General features: G+C 27.3%; 24 protein-coding genes and 2 tRNA genes. 20 read left to right on the top strand and 6 right to left on the bottom strand.

Going from position 1 to position 22,836, the window contains the following annotated elements; all coding sequences use genetic code 11:
* The first annotated feature begins 19 nt into the window (after positions 1 to 19).
* The 8 genes from BHYOB78_RS08905 (at position 20) to BHYOB78_RS08870 (ending at position 8,612) form a co-directional block, all read left to right on the top strand.
* Entirely contained in the window at positions 20 to 946 is a 927-nt protein-coding gene (locus BHYOB78_RS08905; RefSeq protein WP_012670443.1) for a pseudouridine-5'-phosphate glycosidase, read from the top strand.
* A gap of 50 nt (positions 947 to 996) precedes the next feature.
* Positions 997 to 2,043 carry an AAA family ATPase gene (locus tag BHYOB78_RS08900; protein WP_020063889.1) on the top strand — a complete coding sequence of 349 codons (1,047 nt, stop codon included), beginning with the start codon at positions 997 to 999 and terminating at the stop codon, positions 2,041 to 2,043.
* Positions 2,044 to 2,045: 2 nt separating this feature from the next.
* Positions 2,046 to 2,597, top strand: a complete 552-nt coding sequence (locus BHYOB78_RS08895) for a hypothetical protein (protein WP_012670441.1) — start codon at positions 2,046 to 2,048, stop codon at positions 2,595 to 2,597.
* A gap of 37 nt (positions 2,598 to 2,634) precedes the next feature.
* A complete protein-coding gene (locus tag BHYOB78_RS08890) occupies positions 2,635 to 4,632 on the top strand; it encodes an alpha/beta hydrolase family protein (RefSeq protein WP_028331280.1) in 1,998 nt (665 codons plus the stop codon).
* Between the two features lie 103 nt (positions 4,633 to 4,735).
* Positions 4,736 to 6,352 (top strand): CTP synthase, encoded by a 1,617-nt coding sequence (pyrG, locus tag BHYOB78_RS08885; RefSeq protein WP_012670439.1) that lies wholly within the window; start codon positions 4,736 to 4,738, stop codon positions 6,350 to 6,352.
* A gap of 119 nt (positions 6,353 to 6,471) precedes the next feature.
* A complete protein-coding gene (locus tag BHYOB78_RS08880) occupies positions 6,472 to 6,804 on the top strand; it encodes a cupin domain-containing protein (protein ID WP_012670438.1) in 333 nt (110 codons plus the stop codon).
* 144 nt (positions 6,805 to 6,948) lie between these two features.
* Entirely contained in the window at positions 6,949 to 7,581 is a 633-nt protein-coding gene (locus BHYOB78_RS08875) for a hypothetical protein (RefSeq protein WP_020063887.1), read from the top strand.
* A gap of 23 nt (positions 7,582 to 7,604) precedes the next feature.
* Positions 7,605 to 8,612 carry a calcium/sodium antiporter gene (locus BHYOB78_RS08870; protein WP_020063886.1) on the top strand — a complete coding sequence of 336 codons (1,008 nt, stop codon included), beginning with the start codon at positions 7,605 to 7,607 and terminating at the stop codon, positions 8,610 to 8,612.
* On the opposite strand, the gene BHYOB78_RS08865 is transcribed toward BHYOB78_RS08870, so the two are convergent.
* The 4 genes from BHYOB78_RS08865 to BHYOB78_RS08850 are packed head-to-tail and all read right to left on the bottom strand — an operon-like array spanning position 8,613 to position 10,886.
* Positions 8,613 to 9,320, bottom strand: a complete 708-nt coding sequence (locus tag BHYOB78_RS08865) for an ATP-binding cassette domain-containing protein (protein WP_012670435.1) — start codon at positions 9,318 to 9,320, stop codon at positions 8,613 to 8,615.
* Positions 9,310 to 10,038: an ABC transporter permease gene (locus BHYOB78_RS08860; RefSeq protein ID WP_012670434.1), complete on the bottom strand. Its 729-nt coding sequence runs from the start codon at positions 10,036 to 10,038 to the stop codon at positions 9,310 to 9,312. The genes BHYOB78_RS08865 and BHYOB78_RS08860 overlap by 11 nt, the downstream gene beginning before the upstream one ends.
* On the bottom strand, positions 10,039 to 10,449 hold the full coding sequence (locus BHYOB78_RS08855; protein ID WP_012670433.1) for an META domain-containing protein: 411 nt from the start codon (positions 10,447 to 10,449) through the stop codon (positions 10,039 to 10,041).
* A 32-nt stretch (positions 10,450 to 10,481) separates the two neighbouring features.
* The gene (locus tag BHYOB78_RS08850) at positions 10,482 to 10,886 is read right to left on the bottom strand and encodes an META domain-containing protein (protein WP_012670432.1); all 405 of its coding nucleotides are present in this window, start codon (positions 10,884 to 10,886) and stop codon (positions 10,482 to 10,484) included.
* A 183-nt stretch (positions 10,887 to 11,069) separates the two neighbouring features.
* Here BHYOB78_RS08850 and BHYOB78_RS08845 point away from each other — a divergent pair, with 183 nt between their 5' ends.
* From BHYOB78_RS08845 to BHYOB78_RS08835, 3 genes are all read left to right on the top strand, one after another.
* Entirely contained in the window at positions 11,070 to 11,933 is an 864-nt protein-coding gene (locus BHYOB78_RS08845) for a metal ABC transporter substrate-binding protein (RefSeq protein WP_012670431.1), read from the top strand.
* A gap of 9 nt (positions 11,934 to 11,942) precedes the next feature.
* Positions 11,943 to 12,683, top strand: coding sequence for a metal ABC transporter ATP-binding protein (locus BHYOB78_RS08840; RefSeq protein WP_020063885.1), 741 nt, complete (start codon positions 11,943 to 11,945; stop codon positions 12,681 to 12,683).
* A gap of 85 nt (positions 12,684 to 12,768) precedes the next feature.
* On the top strand, positions 12,769 to 13,815 hold the full coding sequence (locus BHYOB78_RS08835) for a variable surface family protein (protein ID WP_012670429.1): 1,047 nt from the start codon (positions 12,769 to 12,771) through the stop codon (positions 13,813 to 13,815).
* A 419-nt stretch (positions 13,816 to 14,234) separates the two neighbouring features.
* On the opposite strand, the gene BHYOB78_RS08830 is transcribed toward BHYOB78_RS08835, so the two are convergent.
* Both BHYOB78_RS08830 and BHYOB78_RS08825 read right to left on the bottom strand, forming a co-directional pair.
* Entirely contained in the window at positions 14,235 to 15,050 is an 816-nt protein-coding gene (locus tag BHYOB78_RS08830; RefSeq protein WP_012670428.1) for a metal ABC transporter permease, read from the bottom strand.
* Positions 15,051 to 15,089: 39 nt separating this feature from the next.
* A complete protein-coding gene (locus BHYOB78_RS08825) occupies positions 15,090 to 16,142 on the bottom strand; it encodes a DegT/DnrJ/EryC1/StrS family aminotransferase (RefSeq protein WP_012670427.1) in 1,053 nt (350 codons plus the stop codon).
* 176 nt (positions 16,143 to 16,318) lie between these two features.
* Between BHYOB78_RS08825 and BHYOB78_RS08820 the strand changes: the two genes are divergently transcribed.
* The 9 genes from BHYOB78_RS08820 (at position 16,319) to BHYOB78_RS08780 (ending at position 22,827) form a co-directional block, all read left to right on the top strand.
* Positions 16,319 to 17,284, top strand: a complete 966-nt coding sequence (locus BHYOB78_RS08820) for an ABC transporter substrate-binding protein (RefSeq protein ID WP_020063884.1) — start codon at positions 16,319 to 16,321, stop codon at positions 17,282 to 17,284.
* 69 nt (positions 17,285 to 17,353) lie between these two features.
* The gene (truA, locus tag BHYOB78_RS08815; protein ID WP_012670425.1) at positions 17,354 to 18,103 is read left to right on the top strand and encodes a tRNA pseudouridine(38-40) synthase TruA; all 750 of its coding nucleotides are present in this window, start codon (positions 17,354 to 17,356) and stop codon (positions 18,101 to 18,103) included.
* A 61-nt stretch (positions 18,104 to 18,164) separates the two neighbouring features.
* Positions 18,165 to 18,247, top strand: a tRNA-Ser gene (locus tag BHYOB78_RS08810).
* Positions 18,248 to 18,280: 33 nt separating this feature from the next.
* Positions 18,281 to 18,353, top strand: a tRNA-Arg gene (locus tag BHYOB78_RS08805).
* A 38-nt stretch (positions 18,354 to 18,391) separates the two neighbouring features.
* Complete coding sequence (locus BHYOB78_RS08800) at positions 18,392 to 18,943, top strand: KdsC family phosphatase (protein WP_012670424.1); 552 nt, start codon at positions 18,392 to 18,394, stop codon at positions 18,941 to 18,943.
* Entirely contained in the window at positions 18,921 to 19,484 is a 564-nt protein-coding gene (gene lptC, locus BHYOB78_RS08795; protein ID WP_020063882.1) for an LPS export ABC transporter periplasmic protein LptC, read from the top strand. Before BHYOB78_RS08800 ends, lptC begins: the two co-directional genes overlap by 23 nt.
* The gene (locus BHYOB78_RS08790; protein WP_020063881.1) at positions 19,468 to 20,808 is read left to right on the top strand and encodes an LptA/OstA family protein; all 1,341 of its coding nucleotides are present in this window, start codon (positions 19,468 to 19,470) and stop codon (positions 20,806 to 20,808) included. Before lptC ends, BHYOB78_RS08790 begins: the two co-directional genes overlap by 17 nt.
* A complete protein-coding gene (locus BHYOB78_RS08785) occupies positions 20,792 to 21,760 on the top strand; it encodes a hypothetical protein (protein WP_020063880.1) in 969 nt (322 codons plus the stop codon). Before BHYOB78_RS08790 ends, BHYOB78_RS08785 begins: the two co-directional genes overlap by 17 nt.
* Positions 21,761 to 22,020: 260 nt before the next feature.
* The gene (locus tag BHYOB78_RS08780; protein WP_012670420.1) at positions 22,021 to 22,827 is read left to right on the top strand and encodes a hypothetical protein; all 807 of its coding nucleotides are present in this window, start codon (positions 22,021 to 22,023) and stop codon (positions 22,825 to 22,827) included.
* Positions 22,828 to 22,836: the final 9 nt, after the last annotated feature.

The raw sequence follows: 22,836 nt of genomic DNA, 5'->3' as shown, positions 1-22,836 counted from the left end.
TAAATATTGGAGAATAAATATGAATAATTTAGAAGAATTTTTGGATATAAGCGAAGAAGTTAAAGAGGCTTTGCATGAGAAAAAAGCTGTTGTGGCATTAGAAAGTACAATAATATCACATGGTATGCCTTATCCAGAAAATGTGGAAAGTGCTTTAAACTCTGAAAAAAATATACGTGAAAATAATGCAGTACCAGCCACTATTGCAATAATAAAAGGAAGAATAAAAGTAGGTTTAAATAAAGAGGAACTTGAATATATGGGCTCCAATAAAAATATAGCTAAATCAAGCAGAAGAGATTTGCCTGTTATGCTTGCATTAAAAAAAGACGGAGCTACTACTGTAACAACTACTATGATAGGTGCTTCTCTTGCAGGAATAAAAGTATTTGCTACAGGAGGAATAGGAGGAGTTCATAGATATGCTCAGGAAACTTTTGATATATCAGCAGATTTGCAGGAGTTAAGCAAAACAAATGTTGCCGTTGTATGTGCGGGAGCAAAATCAATACTTGATATAGGGCTTACTATAGAATATCTTGAAACTTTCGGTATACCTGTTCTTGGTTATAAAACAGAAAATTTTCCAGCATTCTATACAAGAGAGAGCGGATACAAAGTTGATTATAAAATAGATACTACAAAAGATATAGCTAATATACTTGATACAAAATGGAAATTAGGATTAAACGGAGGAGTTTTAGTTTGTAATCCTATACCTGAAGAATATGAAATGGATAAAGATTATATAAATAAAATAATAGATGAAACAGTAAAAGAGGCTAGAGATAAAAACATATCAGGAAAAGATGTTACTCCTTATATATTGGCTAAGCTTCATAGTGTAACAGAAAATAAGAGTCTTAAAGCCAATAAAGAGCTAGTTTATAATAATTGCCGTGTTGCTGCTAACATTGCTTATGATTATTCAAATTTGAGTAGGTAATATAATTTTTAATAATGTTAACTCCGATATTGATAATGGAGTATTTTAATATGTATGTAGAAAATGTTCGTATAAATAATTTCACAGTATTTAAGGATTGCTATACAGACTTCAGTAAAGGAGTTAACATATTTATTGGCAAGAATGGAACAGGCAAAACTCATTTACTTAAAGCTATTTATTGTTTAAATGAATCTTTCTATGATGTAAAAAATCCAACATATTATTCTGCATTATCTGGCAGTCATTTTCCATTAGATAATATAGATTCTGTATCTGGTAATTATCTTCCTTTAAAAATCTGGGAAATTATTTTTAATAAACATATATTTTTTAAACCTTTTTCAATGTTAGTTGATGAATATGCTAATAATTTAGATGAGGCTTCTACTATTGACTCGTTTAATCTTTATTTAAAAGAAATGAATATTTTTCCATTTAATAAAAAAATTACATACATACCATGCAAAGATATTTTAACTAATTCAAAAGGTTTTATTTCATTATACAATAAAAGGGAAGTATCTTTTGAATCTGTCTACTATGATATTTTAAATAAGGCTTTTGTGCCTCAATTAAGAGAATTAGATCCGTATTTAGAAGATATTACAAAAAAAATAGAAAATGCAATAGGCGGAATCGTTATCCAAAAAGATGAAGTATTTTTTATTAAGTATAAAGATTTTGGTGAAGTTCAGTTTACAATGGTGGCAGAAGGGCATAAAAAACTTGCTTTGCTTTGGCTTCTTATAAAAAATGGTGAGATAGATAAAGATACTATACTTCTTTTTGATGAACCTGAATCAAATTTAAATCCTAAACTTACAAGAGTTTTAGTTGAAATATTACTAAGTTTATCAAGATTAGGCGTTCAAATATTTTTAGCTACACATAATAATTTTATTATAGAAGATTTTGAATTACAAAGAAAAGAAAATGATAAAATAAAGTTTCATTCTTTTTATTTTGATGAAGATAAAAAGAATGGTGTATTAATTGAAAGCAGTGAATATTTAAATAATATACAGCATAATTCAATAGAAGATAAATTTGAAGAACAGCATCTACAATCTATAGAAAAAGCATTTAAAAATTGATTATGGAAATATTTGAAGAAAAAAGTAATTTTAAAATGATTTATGATAATAATTCTAATATCACTGTAAGAAAAATAGATGATGAGAATTCTAATTATACTCATTTTATGAAGAATGTTGATTTTATTGTATATGTTAATAATATAATTGTTTTTATTGAAGTAAAAAATTATAATAAAAAATATTTATCACTTCAAACAGAAGAAGAAAGAAAAGATTTCTTTTCAAAATTTGTATATAGAAAACCAGAAAATGGACATTCATACATCTATGATTGTATACAAAAAGCAAGAGATACATTTATAAGAGAATATTCATCAAATAAATTAGAAAGCAATATACATTATTATGTTATTGTTTCTATGCCTGATAAAATATCTAATGCGATATTAAGAAATATGCGTAAAGATTTGGAACATTATTTACCTATTTTTTCAAAAGTTGATGATAAATTATATACTAATCAATTTATACATACTTCTAATGTTTTATCAGAAAATTCTTGGAATAATTATATGAAAAATATATTAGGTATTGAAGTTAATTTTTATTAATATGTTTTTATAAATAATTTTAATAATGGATTTATATATGGAAAATTTAAATATTAAGGACTTTTTGAAATTCAATTTTTTATCTAATATAGAGCTTTCAAAAGATAATAAAAATTTACTGTTTGTTAAAAGCAATCAGGATTATGAGAATAATAATTATATTTCAGATGCTTTTATTTATAATATTGATAAAAATAAAATTTATAAACTCACTTCTGTAAAAGATGCTTCTCTAGTTTCTTGGCTTGATAATGATACTGTGATATTTAAATCATCATTAAGAGATGAAGAATTGAAAAGCAAAAAAGATGAAGACTTTATTGATTATTCTTTAATTTATTCTATTAATATAAACGGAGGAGAAGCTGAAAGTTTATTTAATATTGAACTTGAAATAATAGATTTGTATTCTATAGATGAAAATAATTTTTTATTAAAAGCCGTTTATGATATTAATAGAAATAAAAAAAGAAAAGAAGATGATTATTTAGAATGGGCTAAAGAAGAAATTGATTATGAAGTATTTGATGAAATTCCTTTTTGGGTTAATAATGTTGGAGTAACAAATAAGAAAAGAGACAGACTTTATCATTATAATAAAAAAGAAAATAAATTAACTGCTATTACAGATGAATACAGTAATGTTAATTCTTTTAAATATAAAGACGGCAAAGTATTATGTATTATAAATTCTTTTAAAGATAAAGCTCCTACCACTTCAGAACTTCGCTTATATGATATAAAAGACATTAATAATATAAAAGAAAAAATTATTATAGATTCTAATAAATATGCAATATACTTTGCTGATTTTATAATCGATGATGATAATAAAGAAAAAATTATCTCTGTTATGACAGACATGAAAAAATACGGACTCAATGAAAATTGCAGTTTTTATTTTATAGATGAAAATATTAATCTTATATATCATTATGATAATGGACTTGGAAATATGATAGGAACTGATTGTTCTTTCGGAGGCGGCAAGGATATTAGAGTTTATAAAAATCAAATATATTTCGTAGGCACAGAAAATGAAAATGCTCATATAAAATGCTTGGATTTAAAAGGAAATGTAAAAAATATAACTAATAAACAAGAAGCGGTTAATTATTTTGATATTTCTAATGATGATAATATATATTTTATAGCTTTTAGAGATTTGAAACTTGAAGAAATATATTGTATTAATAATGAAACAGAAATACAATTAACTCATTTCAATGAAGATATATTAAAAGAAAAAAGTTTATCAATACCGGAAAAAATCTCATTCAAAACTACTAATAATTTTGAAATAGACGGCTGGGTATTAAAGCCAATAAATTATGATGAAAATAAAAAATATCCTGCAATACTTGATATACATGGCGGACCAAAAACTGCTTATGGAGAAATATTCTTTAATGAAATGCAGGTTTGGGCTAATATGGGTTATTTTGTATTTTTCTGCAATCCTAGAGGAAGTGAAGGAAAAGGAAATGCATTCGCTGATATAAGAGGAATATACGGAACTATAGATTATGAAGATATAATGAAGTTTACTGATATTGTTCTTGAAAAATATACTAATATAGATAAAGATAGAATAGGAGTAACAGGCGGATCTTACGGCGGATTTATGGTTAATTGGATAATAGGCCATACTGACAGATTTAAATGTGCAGCCTCTCAGCGTTCTATATCAAATTGGATAGATGATTTTGGAACTACTGATATAGGTTATTATTTCAATCCTGATGAGTTAGGCGGAGATGTATGCAGCGGTTTTGATAAGTTATGGGAACAGTCACCGTTAAAATATGCTAATAATGCAAAGACTCCTACCTTATTCATACATAGCGAAGAAGATTACAGATGCTATCAGAGTCAGGCATTTCAAATGTTTACTGCTTTGAAATATTATGGTATTGAATCTAAGATATGTTTGTTTAAAGGTGAGAATCATGAACTTTCAAGAAGCGGAAAACCTAAGCATAGAGTAAGAAGATTGAAAGAAATTACCGATTGGTTTGAAAAATATTTAAAATAGATTGAATTAAAAATTAATAATTACTTGATTTAATAATAATTTATGATAATGTTAAAAGGTTTGATAATAATAAATAAAAATAAAAAAATTAATTGAGGATTATATGAATACTAAATACATATTTGTAACAGGTGGAGTTGTATCTGGTTTAGGAAAGGGAATAACAGCATCTTCATTAGGAAGACTTTTAAAGGCTAGAGGATTAAGTGTAACTATACAAAAATTTGATCCTTATATAAATCTTGACCCTGGTACTATGAGCCCATTTCAGCATGGTGAGGTTTTTGTTACTGACGACGGGGCAGAAACAGATTTGGATATAGGGCATTATGAAAGATTTATAGATGAAAATTTAAATAAATTCAGTAATGTAACAACAGGCAAAATATATCAGCATGTTATAAATATGGAGAGAGAGGGTAAATATTTAGGTGAAACTGTTCAGGTTATACCTCATATTACTAATGAAATAAAAAGAAGAATATACAGAGAAAATGATACAAAAAAGACTGATATAGTAATAACAGAAATAGGCGGAACTATAGGTGATATAGAATCATTACCTTATATTGAAGCTATAAGACAGATAAAAACAGAATTAGGTCAGGATAATGTTTTATATATACATGTAACATTGATTCCTTTTATTAGTTCATCTGAAGAAATAAAGACAAAACCTACTCAGCATAGTGTAAAAGAGCTTATGCAAAGCGGTATTATACCGGATATATTAGTATGCAGAACTAGTAAGCATTTACAGGAATCGCATAAATCTAAAATAGCATTATTCTGCAATCTTCCAAAAGAAAATGTATTTGAAAATTTTGATGAGCCTAATATTTATAATGTGCCTATAATGCTTGAAGCACAAGGACTTTCAGATGTTGTATGCAAACATTTTAAATTGCAGACTGCAAAAATAGATTTGACAGATTGGACAGAGTTAATAATCAGGCAAAAAAAGATTTCTACAACAAATGAAAGAGTAAAAATAGCTATAGTTGGAAAATATATATCTATGAAAGATGCATATATATCTTTGATAGAGGCTTTGAATCATGGCGGAATATATAATGATATTAATGTTGATATGGAATGGATTTCAGCTGAAGAATTAGAAAATAAAGATAATATAGCAGAGTATTTTAAAAATATTCATGGGCTTATAATACCTGGAGGATTCGGAGAGAGAGGAATAGAGGGTAAAATACAGGCTATCAAATATGCTAGAGAAAATAAAATACCTTATTTAGGAATATGTTTAGGTATGCAGCTTATGAGCGTTGAGTTTGCAAGGAATGTATTAAAATTAGAAGACGCCAACACAATAGAAGTTAAAGAAAATGCTAAAAATCCTATAATTACTATTATGGAAGAACAGAAAAAAAGCATATTGAAAGGCGGTACTATGAGACTTGGTGCTTTTGATTGTGATATAAAAGAGGGAAGTTTGGCTAATAAACTATATGGTAAAACTGAAATTAGTGAAAGACATAGACATAGATATGAATTTAATAATGAATATATAGATGTAATGGAAAAAGCTGGATTTATTGTAACAGGAAGAATGAAAAATGCTGATTTGGTTGAGATTGTAGAAATAAAAGATCATCCTTTTATGATAGCAGTTCAGTTTCATCCTGAATTAAAATCAAGAATTACTAATCCTCATCCTTTATTTGTAGGATTTATAGAAGCTGCTAAAAAATTAAAAGCATGATTATTTATTGTTAGTTAATAGTGAATATTTTTATAAAAAAATCTTTTTTGTTGCTGCAGCAACAGATTTTTATATATATAAGTTAGATAATAATAATAAATGAGTCAAGGTTTTTATATATGGGGAATTATATTAACAATATAGATTATAAAAAAGTAGTTGCTTTAAAAGATTTAGTAGCGATTAAAGATATATCTATGCTTTCATTAGTTGATAGAAAAAGTCTGGCTATGACAATAATATCAGCTGATAAAAGTAAAGAAATTCCTACACATACAAGCACAGGAGATGTTTTAGTTACAGTGATTGAAGGAAAGGCAGAAATAATGATTGATGGAAATTCATTTGAAACTTCATTAGGACAATCTATTTTAATTCCTGCCAATGCTCCTCATTCATTGAAAGCTATAGAAGCATTTAAAATATTAGTTATACAAGTGAAATCAGAGTAACCCTAAATAAATTCATAATTGTGGTATGGGATTATTTATTGCCCCATACCATCTTTATTTAAAGTAAAAATATTATAAATACTTATTTAAAATTTAATGAAAATAATATATATTATTATATATATTTTTTATAGGATTTATATTATGGGAAAAGTGAAAAATGTTTTTACTATGGCAACTTTATATCTTATTAAGAATTTATTAAATTTTTCTTCAAGATTACTGCCTGTATTTATAATTATTTTATCATTATTAAAATTATCAAAAGTATTAGTTGATTTAAACTGGTATTTTATATTGAGTATATTATTAATAGAAGTTATACTTGTAATATTTGCCTTGGCATTCGATTCTATGTTTTTCAAAAACAAGAAAGCTTCTGATAATGCTTCAAGCAGTTCATCACAAGATAATTCCGATACATCAGAAATAGCTGTAGCTAATAAATTTTCAATATTAAATATAGCTGTTATATTTTTTGCTTTTTTGGGAATAATATTTGTAATATTAAAATTATTCAATGCCGTTACTTGGAGCTGGATATGGGTTCTTTCTCCATTATGGCTTTCTACAGCATTGGTTCTTGTTATATTATTAATATTTATAATAGTATTTATAGTATCAGCATTAAATAAAAAAGATAAAAATAAAATAGAAGATAATAATTCTGAAGCATCTTCATCAGAAAATTCTGAAAATAATATAGAAAAAACAGAAAATACAAATAATACAGAAAACACAAGTAATGCAGAAAATACAGAAAATAAAACTGAATAATTAAATTAAAGGAATATAATTAGATGGAAAATATTGTATTGAATGTAGTTTTTACGGTAGCAGGTGTGCTGCTATTATATTTGGGCGGAACATATATTGTAGACGGAAGTGTTATGATCGCTAATAAGCTTAAAATTCCGCCTATAGTTATAGGTCTTACAGTTGTTGCTATGGGTACATCTATGCCGGAGCTTTTTGTAAGTTTATTTGGAGCTTTAAGAGGTGAGAGTGCTATTGCAGTAGGTAATGTAATAGGAAGCAATATATTTAATGTGGTTTTTGTACTTGGAGTATCTGCTTTATTTATGAGTATGTCTGCCGGTAAAAAATCGTATTATGTTTCTATGATTTCTATGTTTATAATGTATGCTGCTTTAGGAATTATGCTTTTTAATATGGAAACTAAAAGTTTAACAGGTGATAAGATATCTATAATTGAAGGAGTAATACTTCTTATTTTATTATGTATATATGTCTATTATTTATATAGCGTAATATCAAAAGATAAAGATGAATTAGCTGCTTTTGAAAAGGAAGTATCATCATCAACTAAAACACATTCTATATTTAGAGCTATATTTAAAATAATAGTAGCTATATTGGCTTTAGCATTTGGTTCTGATATATTTATTAAAGGTGTTACAGGAATATTTAGAAATTTCTTAAGCGAGCATATAATAGGTTTTATAGTTGTTGCTGTGGGAACCAGCATACCTGAACTTGTTACAAGTGTAATAGCCGCTATCAAAAAAGAAGCTGATATATCTATAGGAAATATAGTAGGAAGTAATATATTCAATGTTGGAGGAGTTCTTGGAATATCATCTATGGCTTCATTCAAATTTGGAGGAATTGTATTAAGTAAAACACAAAATTATTTAATGGATTTCTCTATTATGGTGTTTGCAGGTTTATTACTTTTGGCTTTCACTGCAAAAGGAAAGACTTTAGGTAAATTAAAGGGCTGTATATTCTTAATTGTTTATATAGCTTATGTTGTTTATTTACTTAAAACTACATCAGTAGCATAATTAATTATTTATAAGTATGTCTGTCAGTTTTGCTTGCTGAGATTGATGATACTGTAATTGATTTTCTGTATTATCATTTTCAATATATGTTTCAAATATTAATTGAGTAAAGTTATTTTTATTTGATAATATATATATATAATCTCCAAGCATAACTGCTTCATATACATCATGAGTAACATAGAAAAAAGTTTTATTTGTTTGTGACTGTATATTTTTTATTATATCAATAAGTTCTTTTTTTCTTTTTATATCCTGTCCTTGTAATGGCTCGTCCATAAATATGAAATTTGAATCATAAGCTAAAGCCCTTGCTAAGGATAATCTCTGCTTCATTCCTCCGCTAAGTTCATTAGGTTTTGAGTATATATTATTTATTAACCCTGTAATTTCCAAAGCATTTTTTATTTTTTTCTCCATATCATCTTTATTTTTTATTTTGTCTTTTAATACATATTCTATATTTTTATATGAAGTCAAAAAATCTAATAGTCTTGGCTCCTGATATACGAATGCTTTATCATCTTTATTTATTTTAGATGATATTATATTCAATAGAGAAGTTTTTCCAGAGCCTGAAGCACCTAATATTATATTGATTTTATTTAAATGGAAATCTATATTAAAGTTTTTAAATATTATCAAATTATTATAAGAAAGATTTATATTTTCTAATCTGAATATATAGTCATTTTTTTTATTTGTCATTATTTATCCTTATAATGATTTCAAATATACCATTAAATATTATTGCAATAAGACAATAAGCAAATAAACTCACACTATCTAAATATAAATGAGATTCATAAAGTTTTGTACCTATTCCTAAAGCAGGTAAAGCCAATATTTCTGCGGCTAATATACTTTTCCAAGTAATTCCCATAGATTGAGATATTCCGGTAAATATGTATGGTTTTATATACGGTATATAGAGATTTATTATCTGTGTTTTTATAGATACATTATATGATATAGACATCTCTATTAATTTTTTATCTACATTGATTATTCCATTAGTTATAGAATCATATATTATAGGAAAAATTACAAGCATAGAAACGAATATAGGTACTGTATTATTATCGAACCATATTATAGCAACTAATATTAATGGTATAGTAGGTATTGTTCTTATGAAATTTATTATTGGTATTAATGTATATCTAAGAGGTAAAAATATTCCTGCTGATATTCCTATTATAAATGCCGACAAAAAAGATAAAGCAAATGTTATTAATACTCTAAGCAAACTTGATAATAAATCTTTATAAAATGATTTTTCAGATATTATTTCTATTAACTTTGCTAATATATTTTGTATATTTGGAAACAATATTTCAGAATTGATTTTTAAAGCGGTAAAATACCATAAGCTTATGAATATAATAATACCTAATATTAAATATATAAGTTTTTTATTTTTCATTTATTTTATTCTTTTAAATATGAGAGTATCATTATCTAAAGTATTTATTGTAAGTGTATTGCTTGTAAGTTCTATTGAAGATGCTTTGCTTAGCAATTCTATATATTTTTTTTCTTCTTCTACAGCTTCTGATGTTCCGCCCATTTTTGTAACAACCATATCTGTGAATATTATCATATTGCCTCTTCGCATTTCATATTTTCCTAGATATGTATTGAATCCGCTGTAACCGTAAAACTCTTCATTATAAAATGATATTGTAATTCCTCTTCCTTCAAACATATTTGTAAGCTGAAAAGTTTTTCCATTTAATGTGCTTGTGGATACATTGATTGATTGAGATGTTGTAGCACAGGAAGTTATAAACATTATTATAGTAAAACTTAATATTAAAATAAAATTTCTTATCATTAAAATATCCTATATACATTATACAATATAACTTAAAATTCTTCAAAAACCAAATTTTCACTGGATAATAAAGTATATATTATTAATTGTCTTCCATTAATTTTATAAGAAGTAGCATTTTGCAGCATATTAAGATATTCAATTTCAGCGGCAATTTTATCGCTTGTACCTGCTCTTTTAGTCATTGAAATAGACAATATATTAAATATATCTCCGTCAATAGTGTATGAAGACGAATAATTATTAACAGCAGAAAAACCATATATTGTATCTTGTGTAAATTCTATGGTAATATCCATATCAGGATATATACTCACCAATTTAAATTTTCTTCCAAAAAGAGAGTCATTTTTTGGTTCTTCTATATGAGTAACTTTTGCTGTAGAACATGATAATATAAATAATGCTGCTATTAAAATATGTACAATATATTTCATAATTATCCTAGATTTAATTTATAATATTATTAATATTCTCGGTAAAAAGTTCTTATATTTGATAATGTAATTTTATATATTATTTTATAATGTTAGTACTATAAAACATATTGAAATTTGATGATTCTCATATATAATTACAGAATATTATATAATAATTTGAATGTAAGGATATGAAAATTAATGAAAAAAATTTTAACAATCATTTTTATATTATCATTATTAATAGGATGCAGTAATAGTTCAGGAAATAATCAAAATCAAGATTCTTCAAATAAGTTAAAGGTTTATGCTAGTATTTATCCGATGTATGATTTTGCCAAAAAAATATGCGGAGATAAAGCTGATGTATATAATATGACTTCTACAGGATCAGAGCCTCATGATTTTGAAATAACTTCAAAAGATATGGCTAATTTAACAAAGGCGAATTTGTTTATTTATAATGGCGGCGGTATGGAGCATTGGGTTGATACAGTTAAAGACAGTATAAAAGAATTAAAATATGTGGAAACTGCTTTTAATATAAATAATGACGGATTGGATCCTCATTTTTGGCTTTCGCCTATTAAGGCTAAGAAACAAATGGAGAATATAAAAAATGCATTAATAGAGATAGATTCTGTTAATGCGGATTATTATAATTCTAATTATAATTTTTATGCTGATAGATTGGATGAATTAGATAATCATTTTAAATATGTTTTATCAAATATGAAAAGTACTAATTTAGTGGTAACTCATCCTGCTTTCGGACATTTTTGCGAAGAATATTCATTGAATCAAGTTGCTATTGCAAGAGATGAAGCTGATCCTAAGGCTATGTCTGATACTATAGCTTTTATAAAAAATAATAATGTTAAAGCTATATTCTATGAAGATTTTTCAAGTTCTAAGCTAGTAGATTCTATAGCAAAAGAGACAGGCGTAAAAATACTTACATTAAATCCTATAGAATCTTTAAGCGAAGAATATATTAATGCTGGAGAAGATTATTTTTCTGTAATGGAAGAAAATCTTATCTCTTTAACTAATGGACTTAATTAAAATAATATTATGAGTAAGATTATAGAATTTAAAAATGTGCATTTCGGATACACTTCTGATGATATACTTAAATGTATAAGTTTTGATGTAAATAAAGGAGATTTTGTATCTATAATAGGTTCCAATGGAGTTGGAAAAAGCACTATATTAAAACTTATTTTAGGAGAGATAAGTCAATTTAGAGGAAGCATAAAACTTTATGAAGAAGATATAAATAAATTCAGAGATTGGAAAAGAATAGGGTATTTAGAACAGAATGCATATTCAAAGATTATAAATTTTCCTGCTACTGTTTATGAAATAGTGATGTCCAATAATTTTGCTGATATAGGTTTATTTAAATTTCCAAATAAAAGTCATCATGTTAAGGTTATTAAAGCATTAGAGCTTTTGGGTATGGAAAAATATAAAAACAGAATGATATCTAAGCTTTCCGGCGGACAAATTCAGAGAGTTTTTTTAGCCAGAACATTAATATCTGAACCTGACTTACTTGTACTTGATGAACCAACTAATGGAGTTGATAGAGAAACTATTGATTTGATATATAAAATTTTACAGGATTTAAATAAAGAAAAAAAAGTAACTATAATAATGGTTACTCATGATGTAGAGAAAACATCTAATATATCTAATAGAATATTTTGTTTTGAAGAAGGTTCTTTAGTTGAACTTGAAAAGAAACAAATATATGATGAACTTTCTCATAAGCATAAACATCCTAATAGCGATCATATTTGTTCATGTTAATTTTATTAAAATAAATTGTAAAATAAATTTGATTTTTTTGTCAATAAAATATATAATTCTCCCAATTTTTTTAGGAGAATGAAATATGAAAAAGATTTTATTAATGATGATTGCTTTATTATCAATTACAAATTCTTTAGTATTTGGTATGTACGGCAACAACAATGATTGGATTGATTTTCTTACAGACGGAAATCAATTCAGAGCAAGAATGGATCAATTAGGTTTTGTATTAGGAAATGACAGTATTAAAGGTACTGTTGGTTTCAGAGCTAATACAGGATATTGGGGATCTATTTTAACTTCTTCAGCAGAGACTAAATTAGATGCTACAGTTTCAGCAGGTATAGGTTATACTTCTGATGTAATAGGTATAGGACTTGGTTATAATTATACTTATTCTGAAGTATATAAATTAGATGTACATACTCCTGTTTTAGCTGTTAATGCTTTAGCTAATAATTTAAGAATAGTAGTTCCTGTTCAAGTAGCTGTAAAAGATAAATTAGATAATACTTATGGTAATTATATGGGTATTAGTTTAGATCCTCAAATCAGATACTATACAGGAATAGATTTGCTCAATCAAGTAAGATTAATAGTTAAATATGGTATGAATCAAACTAAAACTGCATCAGAAACATATACAGCTTCTTCTTTTGGTTTTGATTTCAGATTATATTTCGGAGCTATGGTTGGAAATGTTACTCTTAATCCTTTCATCAAAGTAACTTATGATACTTCTTTAGGTGCTAAAGGTAAATCTACTGGAAGTTATGAAGTATTATCAGACAGTGTTGTTATTCCTACAACAACTGCAGCTGATTTACTTGATAGAGAAACTTATACTTTATCTATACTTCCTACTTTAGCTTTAGAGGCAAGCAGTGATGTAGTTTCTCTTTATTTAGAGCCTGGATTAGGTTATTCTATTTATGATGATGGTAGAAAAGGTTCTAAACTTAATCATTCTTTAGCTTGGTCAGCTTATGCAGAACTTTATATTACTCCTGTTGAAGATTTAGAATGGTATTTTGAGATGGATGTAAATAATGAGGGAGGAGTTCCTATTAGCTTTGCATCTACTACAGGTATTACTTGGTACTTGCCTTCTTTCGGAGCAGCAGAGTAATAATATAAATTAGAAATAATGAAAGGGCTTGAATATTATTAATATTTAAGCCTTTTTTATTTAATTTTATTTTAATTCCCCGCCCTTTATTTTTTACTGCTTTATTTTGTATTTTTATCTTCATTATATTTTTTGTCTAATTAGAATTTCCAGCACCCGCCCAAGTGTTGATTAAATTTAGAATTTTATTAAACGCACGGTTTATGCGTTTTTTGATATAATTTAAATTCTATTTTTAATCAATCTATATTTTAAATTTCATTTTGCGTGCGCTTAGATGATTTTAAATTTAAATAAAGCTTAGGGTGGGTGTTACAATTACGGAAAAAGCAAAAAAGAAATGTAATGTGTTATTAGAAATTAGACTATAAATTTATAGGGTGGGCATATGTAATTAAAATTCAATATTTAATAAATAATTATGCCGCACTATTTTTTGATGATAGTATTGATTTTAATAAAATTATAATTATAAAAGTAGCAATGCTTATTAGTACTATAGTTGCTCCTGGTTTTAAGCCTTGATAATATGAAATAAATATTCCTAATATAGTAAAAAATAGATTGAATATCACAGCAAAAATAATGGTTTTTTTATAACTATTAGCTACCTGCATAGAACATGCAACAGGAACAACCATCATTGATGAAACTATTAATGCCCCAACTGCTCTTGCTGATATTGATACAGTAATAGCAGTTAATATTGTAAAAATGAAGTTAATCCTATTTACAGGCACACCAGATAATTTTGCTAATCTTTCATTAAAAGTTATATAAAAAATTTCTTTGTATAGGAAGATGAAAATTAGTATTGATATTGAGCTTATCAATATTACCAATTTCAATTCAAAATCGCTTATAGCAACAATACTTCCAAATAAAAAGCTGTTAAAGTTTGAATTGTTAGCTACAAATCCTGAAAGAAGCCCTGCCACTCCTATAGACAAAGACATTATAATTGATATAGACATCTCACCATATTTAGCTATTTTCTTTCTTATGAACTCTATTGATAATGCAGACAATATGCAGAATATGATTGATGCGACTATAGGGTTTATATTAAAAACTAAACCGAATGTAACCCCAGCAAGCGAAGTATGTGAAATAGCATCTCCTATCATAGAAAGTCTTTTTAATACTACAACAACTCCTATGCAAGGTATTATCACAGCAAGCATAATACCTACTAGGAAAGCTTTACGCATAAAATCATATTCAAATATTTCCATAGGATTTTCCCATATAATCGCTAAAAAGTATATTATACATCATCTTATCTGTTTTATAAGTTTGCAAATTAGCTCAGCTTCATTTTTTTGCAAAGTAGGGTATATAGGCAATGATATGCTTTTTAAATATGCATTCTCAGTATTAGGATAATTTTCATTAGGTAAATTAAGATACTGATGCAGAGGTTTAAATATAGGTCTTGCCGCTTCTACATTATGTCTTTCAAACATTTTTATAGCATCGTATATATTCATACTGCCGTTAAGCATACATACATATCTATAATGAGAAGGGCTTTCACTATCATGAGTAGATAATTTCATTAAATTGCTTTCAAGTATAGCATTATCATAAAACGAAGCTATATCACTTCTTACTTCAACCATTCTTTCAAGATGTTTAAGTTCTTCTATACCTATTGAAGCCTGAAGATCAGTTGCGCAATAATTGAATCTTCTTATAAAATTTTCTTTTTTATCATAGTGAATTATATCTCTTATAGCATCCATTCCTTTTTTCTTTGTAAGTATCATTCCTCCTGCACCGCCTGAAGTTATCATTCTAGTTGCAGAAAGAGAGAAGTATGCAAAATCTCCGAAACTTCCAAGTAAAGTATCTCTGTATTTGCCTCCCAAACTATGAGAAGCATCTTCTATAACAGGCACTTTTATATCAGCAAGCTCATCAATTAACGCACAATTTCCAAACATATGAGAAACTATAATTGCTTTAGTTTTTTCATTGATAGCCTCTATAACATTATCCATAGATATTTGAAAACTGTCTTCGTCTATATCTATTAAAACAGGAGTAGCTTTTAAACTTGTAACTACTTGAAGAGGTGAGGCATTAAGAAAAGATGACATTATAACTTCATCGCCTTCACCAACTTTTAAATGTCTTAATATAAGTTCTAATGCAGCAGTTCCGCTATTAACAAATATTGCTGTAAAACCCTTGCCGAAATAATTAGCAAAACTTCTTTCAAATTCTTGTATAACATCTCCTGTAGCAAGATTATCGCTAATCATTACTTTTAAAGCGGATTCTAAATCTTTTTTTCTTATAGTAGGTCTGGAATGTCTAATCAATTTTTATTCCCCATATTAAATTAAAATATTATAAATGATGATATCATAAAATATATTATTTTCAATAAAATTCAATTATGATGAATATATATTTGTAAATTTTATTTGACTTTATTACTTCTGTATTATATTATACTAATAATAGTAATTATATGATTTTTAAAGGAGATATAATAATGAAAAAGTTATTTATTGCTTTATCTATTGTAATATTATTTATTGCATCATGTTCGTCAAAAAAAGATAATGAAAATATTTCACTTTTGAATAGTGAAGTAAAAAAAATAGGAATACTTCAGCTTGTTGAACATTATGCATTAGATCAGGCCAATAAAGGTTTTGTTGATGGTTTGAAAGAAGCCGGATATGAAGATGGTAAAAATGTTATCATAGATTATCAAAATGCTCAGGGTGAACAGGCAAATTGTGTTACAATATCTCAGAAATTTATTAATGATAAAGTAGATTTGATATTAGCAATAGCAACACCTGCAGCACAGGCTGTAGCTAATTTAACTAAAGATATACCTATACTTATAACAGCAGTTACTGATCCTGCAGATTCAAAATTGGTTGCAGATAATAAAATGCCTGGCGGAAATGTTACAGGTACTTCTGATTTAACACCTGTAAAAGAACAAATGGAATTATTGAAGAAGTTAATTCCAAATGCTAAAAATGTAGGTTTCTTGTATAGTTCCAGTGAGCAGAATTCTAAATTTCAAATAGATATTGCCAAAGCAAAAGCAAATGAATTAGGTTTATCATATGTAGATGCTACAGTAACAACTCCTAATGATTTACAGCAGGTAGTTCAGAGTTTAGTAGGTAAAGTAGATGTTATATATGTACCTACAGATAATATGGTATCAGCTGGTATGGCAAATGTTATAGGTGTTACAGGACCTGCTAATATACCTGTAATATGCGGAGAGGCTGCTATGCTTAATGCGGGTGGACTTGCTACTTATGGTATAGATTATTATGAATTAGGAAAATTAACAGCTACTCAGGCAGTAAAAATATTAAAAGGTGAATCTAACCCTGCTGACATGCCTATAGAATATATGCAAAATCCTGTATTAGAAATTAATACTAATGCAGCAAATAAACTAGGTGTTACAATACCAGCAGATTTATAATAATTAAAATTTTATTAGTATATGAAAGCCTGTATAAAATATTATATAGGCTTTTATTTTTTAGAAAATATGAATAATATAAAGATAACAATACAATATGACGGTACAGATTTTTACGGTTGGCAGATACAGCCTAATTTAAGAACGGTTCAGGGTGAAATATATAAGGCCGTTCAGAAAGTATATGGTGAAAAAATTACTATATATGGATGCGGAAGGACGGATGCAGGAGTTCATGCTTTAGGACAGGTGGCTAATTTTAGAGTACCTAAAATGCTGGTTCCTATTAATAAGGTTCATATAGCTTTGAATTCATATTTAGATAGAGATTTAAGAATAATAAAAGCTGAAGAGATGCCGGATAGTTTTAATGCTAGGGCTTCAGCTACTTTTAGGGAATATTTATATATAGTTCATAACAGCAGTACTTCTTTTCCTTTTTATGAGAGATATGCTTGGTTCTATAGAAAAAATGTTATAGATGAGAAGTTAATTAATGAATATGCAAGATATTTAATAGGGGAGCATAATTTTACATCATTTTGTTCTACAGAAGATGAGAATGATTCTAAATTTAGATATTTAGAGAGAGTTAAAGCTATAAGAAAAGGAGATACTATATATTTTATTATTAGAGGCAATGCTTTCCTTCATAATATGGTTAGAATAATCGTTGGTACTTTAGTAGAGGGGCAGAAGAAAAAAAAGCCTATTAACTTTATAGAAGATATACTGAAAAGTGAGGACAGAGCAAAAGCATTTGTAACAGCACCAGCCCATGGTCTTTATTTTCGAAGGGCATTTTTTAAAGATGAATGAAATTTAAAAAAAAAACTTGAAATAAATTTTATATATGTTATAATACAATCCATATCTATTTGGAGAGTTCGTTCAATTGGTAGAGCAGCGGTCTTGAAAACCGCCGGGCTAACACCCATGTGGGTTCGAGTCCCACACTCTCCGATTTTTATAAAACTAAATAGCTTCTTTATATAAGGGGCTTTAGCTCATCAGGATAGAGCACTGGTTTCCTAAACCGGGTGGGCAGGTTCGAGTCCTGTAAGCCCCAAAATGTTTTATCCAATACCTTAATAAAAGTTTCTTAAAATGAATATCAGAGATTATATTTCATATCTATTTAATAAAAATAAGTTAAAGAAAGTTAAGCTTCTAGTATCCGATATAGACGGAGTTATGACTGACGGAAGATTAATATTTGATGATAATGGTGTTGAAAGTAAATTTTTTAATACTCAAGATGGTATGGGGGTAGTTTTAGCATTAAAAGCTGGTATTAAAGTTGCCGTTATTTCCGGAAGTAATTCTAATGCCATAAAAACAAGATTTGATAAGTTTAGAAAACATGGATTCGAAGATCTAATACTTGGTAAAGAAAATAAAATGCCTATTATTTTAACTTTAATTGAAAAATATGGTTTAAAGAAAGAAGAGATAGCTTATATAGGCGATGATTTAATAGATTTAAGTGTTATGAAATATGTGGGAATATCTTTTTCTCCTAAAGATGCCCATCATGAAGCTTTGAAAGTTGCTGATGTTATAATTCATAAAAGAGGGGGATATGGTGCTGTTAGAGTAGTAATAGATATGATACTTAAATCTAAGGGTATTTATAATGAAATTATTAGTCAAATTTAATATATTATTCTTACTCTTATGTGTTTCATGCACTAATTTTAATGATCTTGGTAAAGAATTTAAACAAGAAGATGATTTTGTACCTCCTCCAGATATGGAATTTTATGGTTTCAGAAGAGAAAACTATGATACTAATTTTAAACAATTAGATTCTTTTGCTACTAATGCCAAATTTTATAATAAAAAGAAAGTTGTAGAACTTTATGAAAGCAGAACTTATACATATGATTCTAATAATACTGTAGCTGCCAGCGTATCAGGTGAATTTATTACAGTAAATCAGGAAACATTATTCACTCAAATATATACAAATGTTATCGTTAAAGCATCAAATAATACAATACTTTATACTGAGTATCTTCAATGGGATAATGAGAAACAGCAATTTAAAAGCCCTGTTCCTATTCGAGTAGAACAAGAAAATGGCAGTTGGCTTACAGGAAGCAGTATGGAAGGTGATATGAGTTTAGAACATATTACTATATATAATGAAGTTGATGAAGGTGATGCTATAGGAGTTCCAGTTGCTGAAGGTCAATAAAGTTTTTGTTACTGTTATATTATTTATATTGGCATTGTCATTAATTGCTCAATCTAGAAGAAGTGCTGATAAGTTTACATACAATAACAAGAAAAAGGTTTTTCAATATACTGGTAATTCCAAAATGGAAGATTCATCCGCTGTAATTACAAGCCATGTTATGACATTTTATCAAGAAACAGAATTAGCTACATTCAGCGGAGGAGTTAAACTTTTAAGTAAAACTAATGGTTCTACAATAACAGGCGGATATGCAAGCTATAATGGAAAAACTAGATATGCTTATGTTAAAAATAATCCTGTTTTAAGATCTCCTACAAATAATATGACTATAAGAAGCTCATTTATGGAAAGAGACTTTAATACGCCAATAGCCAAGGCTAGCAGTAATGTACATTTAACACATGTTGATAGAGAAACTAAAAGAAAAACAGACGGATATGCTGATAATTTAATTTATGATATGGATGCTGAAACTGCCGTTCTTACAGGAAATCCTAGGCTTTATCAAGGGGCTGATAGATTAGAAGGTGAAATATTGGAGTATAATGCTAAAAAATCGGCTGCTAATGTTATGGGAAGAGGAAAGATATATGTGCTTCAAACTAATAATTATATAAACTCTTCTGAAACAAATAAAAAAAATGGTAATGTAAGTAATTATAATATCATAGTGGCAGACAGATTATTTTTGAATGAGTACGGCGGAAAGGATAATAATACACGTACTTTATATGCCTATGGAAATGTTACAGCCTACTTTTATGAAGAAAATATGATACTTAAAGGCGGATATATAGAATATGAAATAGAGAATGAGCATATTTATATGTATCAGGATCCTTCTGTTAGAATACCAGACAGAGGAATTATAGCTTTTGGGGAATGGATAGAATATAAAAAAGATGAAAAGTTTAAAGATGTTATATTTCATAATGATGTTGTTATGATTGATTATGATGAAAGTTTATCATTAGAAGGAGATTTGCTTCATCTTGACCCTGATACTAAAGTAGCAACAGTAAGCGGAAATCCTAAAGCTTATGTAGAGGATAGAAGTATTAAGATTACCTCTGTAACTATGCAGATGTTTAATGATGAAGAAAAACTCAGAGCTAATGGAAATGTACATGTAGAAGGTAAAGATATGAATTCTCAAAGTGCTTGGGCTACATATTTTGATGAAGATAAATATTTAAGGCTTTGGGGTGAAAGTCCTTATTTGAAACAAAAAGACAGTGTTGTAAGGGCTAGAGAAATAAAGTATTATATAGATACTGAAAAAGTTGAAGCTATGGGTGTTAGCGGTGAAATACCTGAGTAATATAGTATTTTTATTTTTGATATTCTTTTTATCATGTCAAAAAAGTAATGAACCTCTAAATAAAGATAAAGTATATAATGTTAACATCACTTATATTAAAGATGACAGTATTGTCGGTTTTACTCCTGGTGATTTTCTTGATATTTTTGATGATGATTTGTCAAAACTTACCTATGATATATTAGAATATAAAATAAAATATAATTTGAAAAATGGTATAGATGATAATAAATTCTATGAAGATAATAGAAAAATAATAACAGAAAATGCAGATATATTCAAAAGAGATTTTATAGATATAAAAAATATAGATTATTCTCAATTGGAGAAAGATATATTATATTCTCTTTCAAATGAAACTAGTTTTAATATAAAAAAATTATTCGGATATGAATATGGAACACCTTTAAAACAGATAGCTGAAAACATTGCACCTTCTTATGAACAAAGCATATTAAATGTTTGGAATACTCCTGTAAAAGGCAGAAATGAGCTTCTTGATGCAAAAAGATTATTTATATTTACGTCTTTATATTGGAGAATAATTGCCAATGAATTTAAAGATAGCTCTATAGTGATAGTGAATATGCCATTAACTTCGAATTATAGAGGAATGAGTGCTAAATCTATTGCAGACGGAGGATTTGTAGATAGAATAGTCGTTGAAAATAATAATATAAAACCTTGCAAATCAATTTCTATAATAAGTACTTATCAGTTTTTAAATTCATCTTTAGATAACGAAACATTAAAAAATATATTTTCTTATTACATTGTTCAGACTATAGCGATGATGTTTCCAAAATATGATATACATTCAGATGAGAAACATTCAATAATGGCTGAAGTTAATAGATTTGATTATGTTAACTGGTATAGTAACATAATAAATTTTCAATTGAAGCCTCCTTATAAAACAATCAAATCTTATAAAGACACCATTAAAAAATAAATATACTCAAATAGTATGAATTAACTATGTTAAAATAAACATTCTTACAAAAATGTCTAAAAAAACTAATACAAAAATTATTAAATGTCTAATTTTTATGTTCAATATGTAGTATTTTTTAAAAATAAAGAAACATAATAGTAAATTTTTTGTAAAACCATAGGAAAACAGTATTTACTAAAAACTAAAAGATAGTACAATTCAATATAAACATTTTGAATATTATGTCGATTTTTTATATAGGAGAAAATTATTTTATTATGAAAAAGGTATTTATTAACATTTTACTACTGGCTAGTTTTTCATTAGCTTATACTTTTGATGAAGGATTTATTTGGGCATTAAAGGCAAACTTCAATGGTTCTGCTACATTGCCTTCTATAAGTGCTGAAGATTTGGATAAATTGGGTGCAGCATATATGAAGGGTTCAGTAGGTTACACTATGGACGGAGAGGCTGAACTTGGATATTTATTTGGCGCTGAAAGATGGTTTAGTATGAGTCCTGATAAATTCAGCGGAATGAGCGTATTTGCTTCTATAGGAGTTGGAAACGGATTTGCAGGACAGGTTGCTGGTAATACCATTGAAGGTGTTACAGTTAATATGTTTATTAATGTAAGCTATGCTCCTGTGATAAGTTTCGGAGTAGGTACAAAAGCATATTTTTTTAACAGCAGACTTGCATTAGGCTTGCATTTAGGAGGAAAATTAATAGCTGATTTATCACCTGAATATTTGGCTTATGCTGATGATAATAGTGCTTTGGCTCCTGAAATAGGTGAAATAATAGTAACTGATTTCATGATAAAAAATATGAATCCTGTAATGTTTAGTATAAAATTTATGCTTGAATATAATCAGCCTGTAAATGACAGAGTTGAGGTAATATTGGGAGCTTACACTAGATTTAATGTATATTCTCCAGGTTACATAACTATGCCTCAGAGCTTGCTTGATTTGATGCATCAGGTAAGACCTAATTTTACTACTGATACACCTTTACCATCATATTTTATCAATTCATTAGATTTCGGATTAACTTTAGGTTTAGCATTTAAAGGATAAATTAGGAGT

Origin of the sequence: Brachyspira hyodysenteriae ATCC 27164 (assembly GCF_001676785.2) — a bacterium.
Lineage (GTDB): Bacteria > Spirochaetota > Brachyspiria > Brachyspirales > Brachyspiraceae > Brachyspira > Brachyspira hyodysenteriae.
The sequence above is the reverse complement of the archived record's forward strand: the minus strand, read 5'-3'. Positions and strand labels throughout refer to the sequence as shown.

Excerpts from the sequence above, each read along its gene's own strand:
- BHYOB78_RS08835 (WP_012670429.1), top strand. The coding sequence starts at position 12,769 with ATGAAAAAGATTTTATTAATGATGATTGCTTTATTATCAATTACAAAT.
- BHYOB78_RS08780 (WP_012670420.1), top strand. The coding sequence starts at position 22,021 with ATGAAAAAGGTATTTATTAACATTTTACTACTGGCTAGTTTTTCATTA.
- BHYOB78_RS08845 (WP_012670431.1), top strand. The coding sequence starts at position 11,070 with ATGAAAAAAATTTTAACAATCATTTTTATATTATCATTATTAATAGGA.
- BHYOB78_RS08875 (WP_020063887.1), top strand. The coding sequence starts at position 6,949 with ATGGGAAAAGTGAAAAATGTTTTTACTATGGCAACTTTATATCTTATT.
- BHYOB78_RS08865 (WP_012670435.1), bottom strand. The coding sequence starts at position 9,320 with ATGACAAATAAAAAAAATGACTATATATTCAGATTAGAAAATATAAAT.
- BHYOB78_RS08855 (WP_012670433.1), bottom strand. The coding sequence starts at position 10,449 with ATGATAAGAAATTTTATTTTAATATTAAGTTTTACTATAATAATGTTT.
- BHYOB78_RS08890 (WP_028331280.1), top strand. The coding sequence starts at position 2,635 with ATGGAAAATTTAAATATTAAGGACTTTTTGAAATTCAATTTTTTATCT.
- BHYOB78_RS08870 (WP_020063886.1), top strand. The coding sequence starts at position 7,605 with ATGGAAAATATTGTATTGAATGTAGTTTTTACGGTAGCAGGTGTGCTG.
- BHYOB78_RS08880 (WP_012670438.1), top strand. The coding sequence starts at position 6,472 with ATGGGGAATTATATTAACAATATAGATTATAAAAAAGTAGTTGCTTTA.
- BHYOB78_RS08830 (WP_012670428.1), bottom strand. The coding sequence starts at position 15,050 with ATGGAAATATTTGAATATGATTTTATGCGTAAAGCTTTCCTAGTAGGT.
- pyrG (WP_012670439.1), top strand. The coding sequence starts at position 4,736 with ATGAATACTAAATACATATTTGTAACAGGTGGAGTTGTATCTGGTTTA.
- BHYOB78_RS08840 (WP_020063885.1), top strand. The coding sequence starts at position 11,943 with ATGAGTAAGATTATAGAATTTAAAAATGTGCATTTCGGATACACTTCT.
- BHYOB78_RS08895 (WP_012670441.1), top strand. The coding sequence starts at position 2,046 with ATGGAAATATTTGAAGAAAAAAGTAATTTTAAAATGATTTATGATAAT.
- BHYOB78_RS08900 (WP_020063889.1), top strand. The coding sequence starts at position 997 with ATGTATGTAGAAAATGTTCGTATAAATAATTTCACAGTATTTAAGGAT.
- BHYOB78_RS08820 (WP_020063884.1), top strand. The coding sequence starts at position 16,319 with ATGAAAAAGTTATTTATTGCTTTATCTATTGTAATATTATTTATTGCA.
- BHYOB78_RS08905 (WP_012670443.1), top strand. The coding sequence starts at position 20 with ATGAATAATTTAGAAGAATTTTTGGATATAAGCGAAGAAGTTAAAGAG.
- BHYOB78_RS08850 (WP_012670432.1), bottom strand. The coding sequence starts at position 10,886 with ATGAAATATATTGTACATATTTTAATAGCAGCATTATTTATATTATCA.
- BHYOB78_RS08800 (WP_012670424.1), top strand. The coding sequence starts at position 18,392 with ATGAATATCAGAGATTATATTTCATATCTATTTAATAAAAATAAGTTA.
- lptC (WP_020063882.1), top strand. The coding sequence starts at position 18,921 with ATGAAATTATTAGTCAAATTTAATATATTATTCTTACTCTTATGTGTT.
- truA (WP_012670425.1), top strand. The coding sequence starts at position 17,354 with ATGAATAATATAAAGATAACAATACAATATGACGGTACAGATTTTTAC.
- BHYOB78_RS08860 (WP_012670434.1), bottom strand. The coding sequence starts at position 10,038 with ATGAAAAATAAAAAACTTATATATTTAATATTAGGTATTATTATATTC.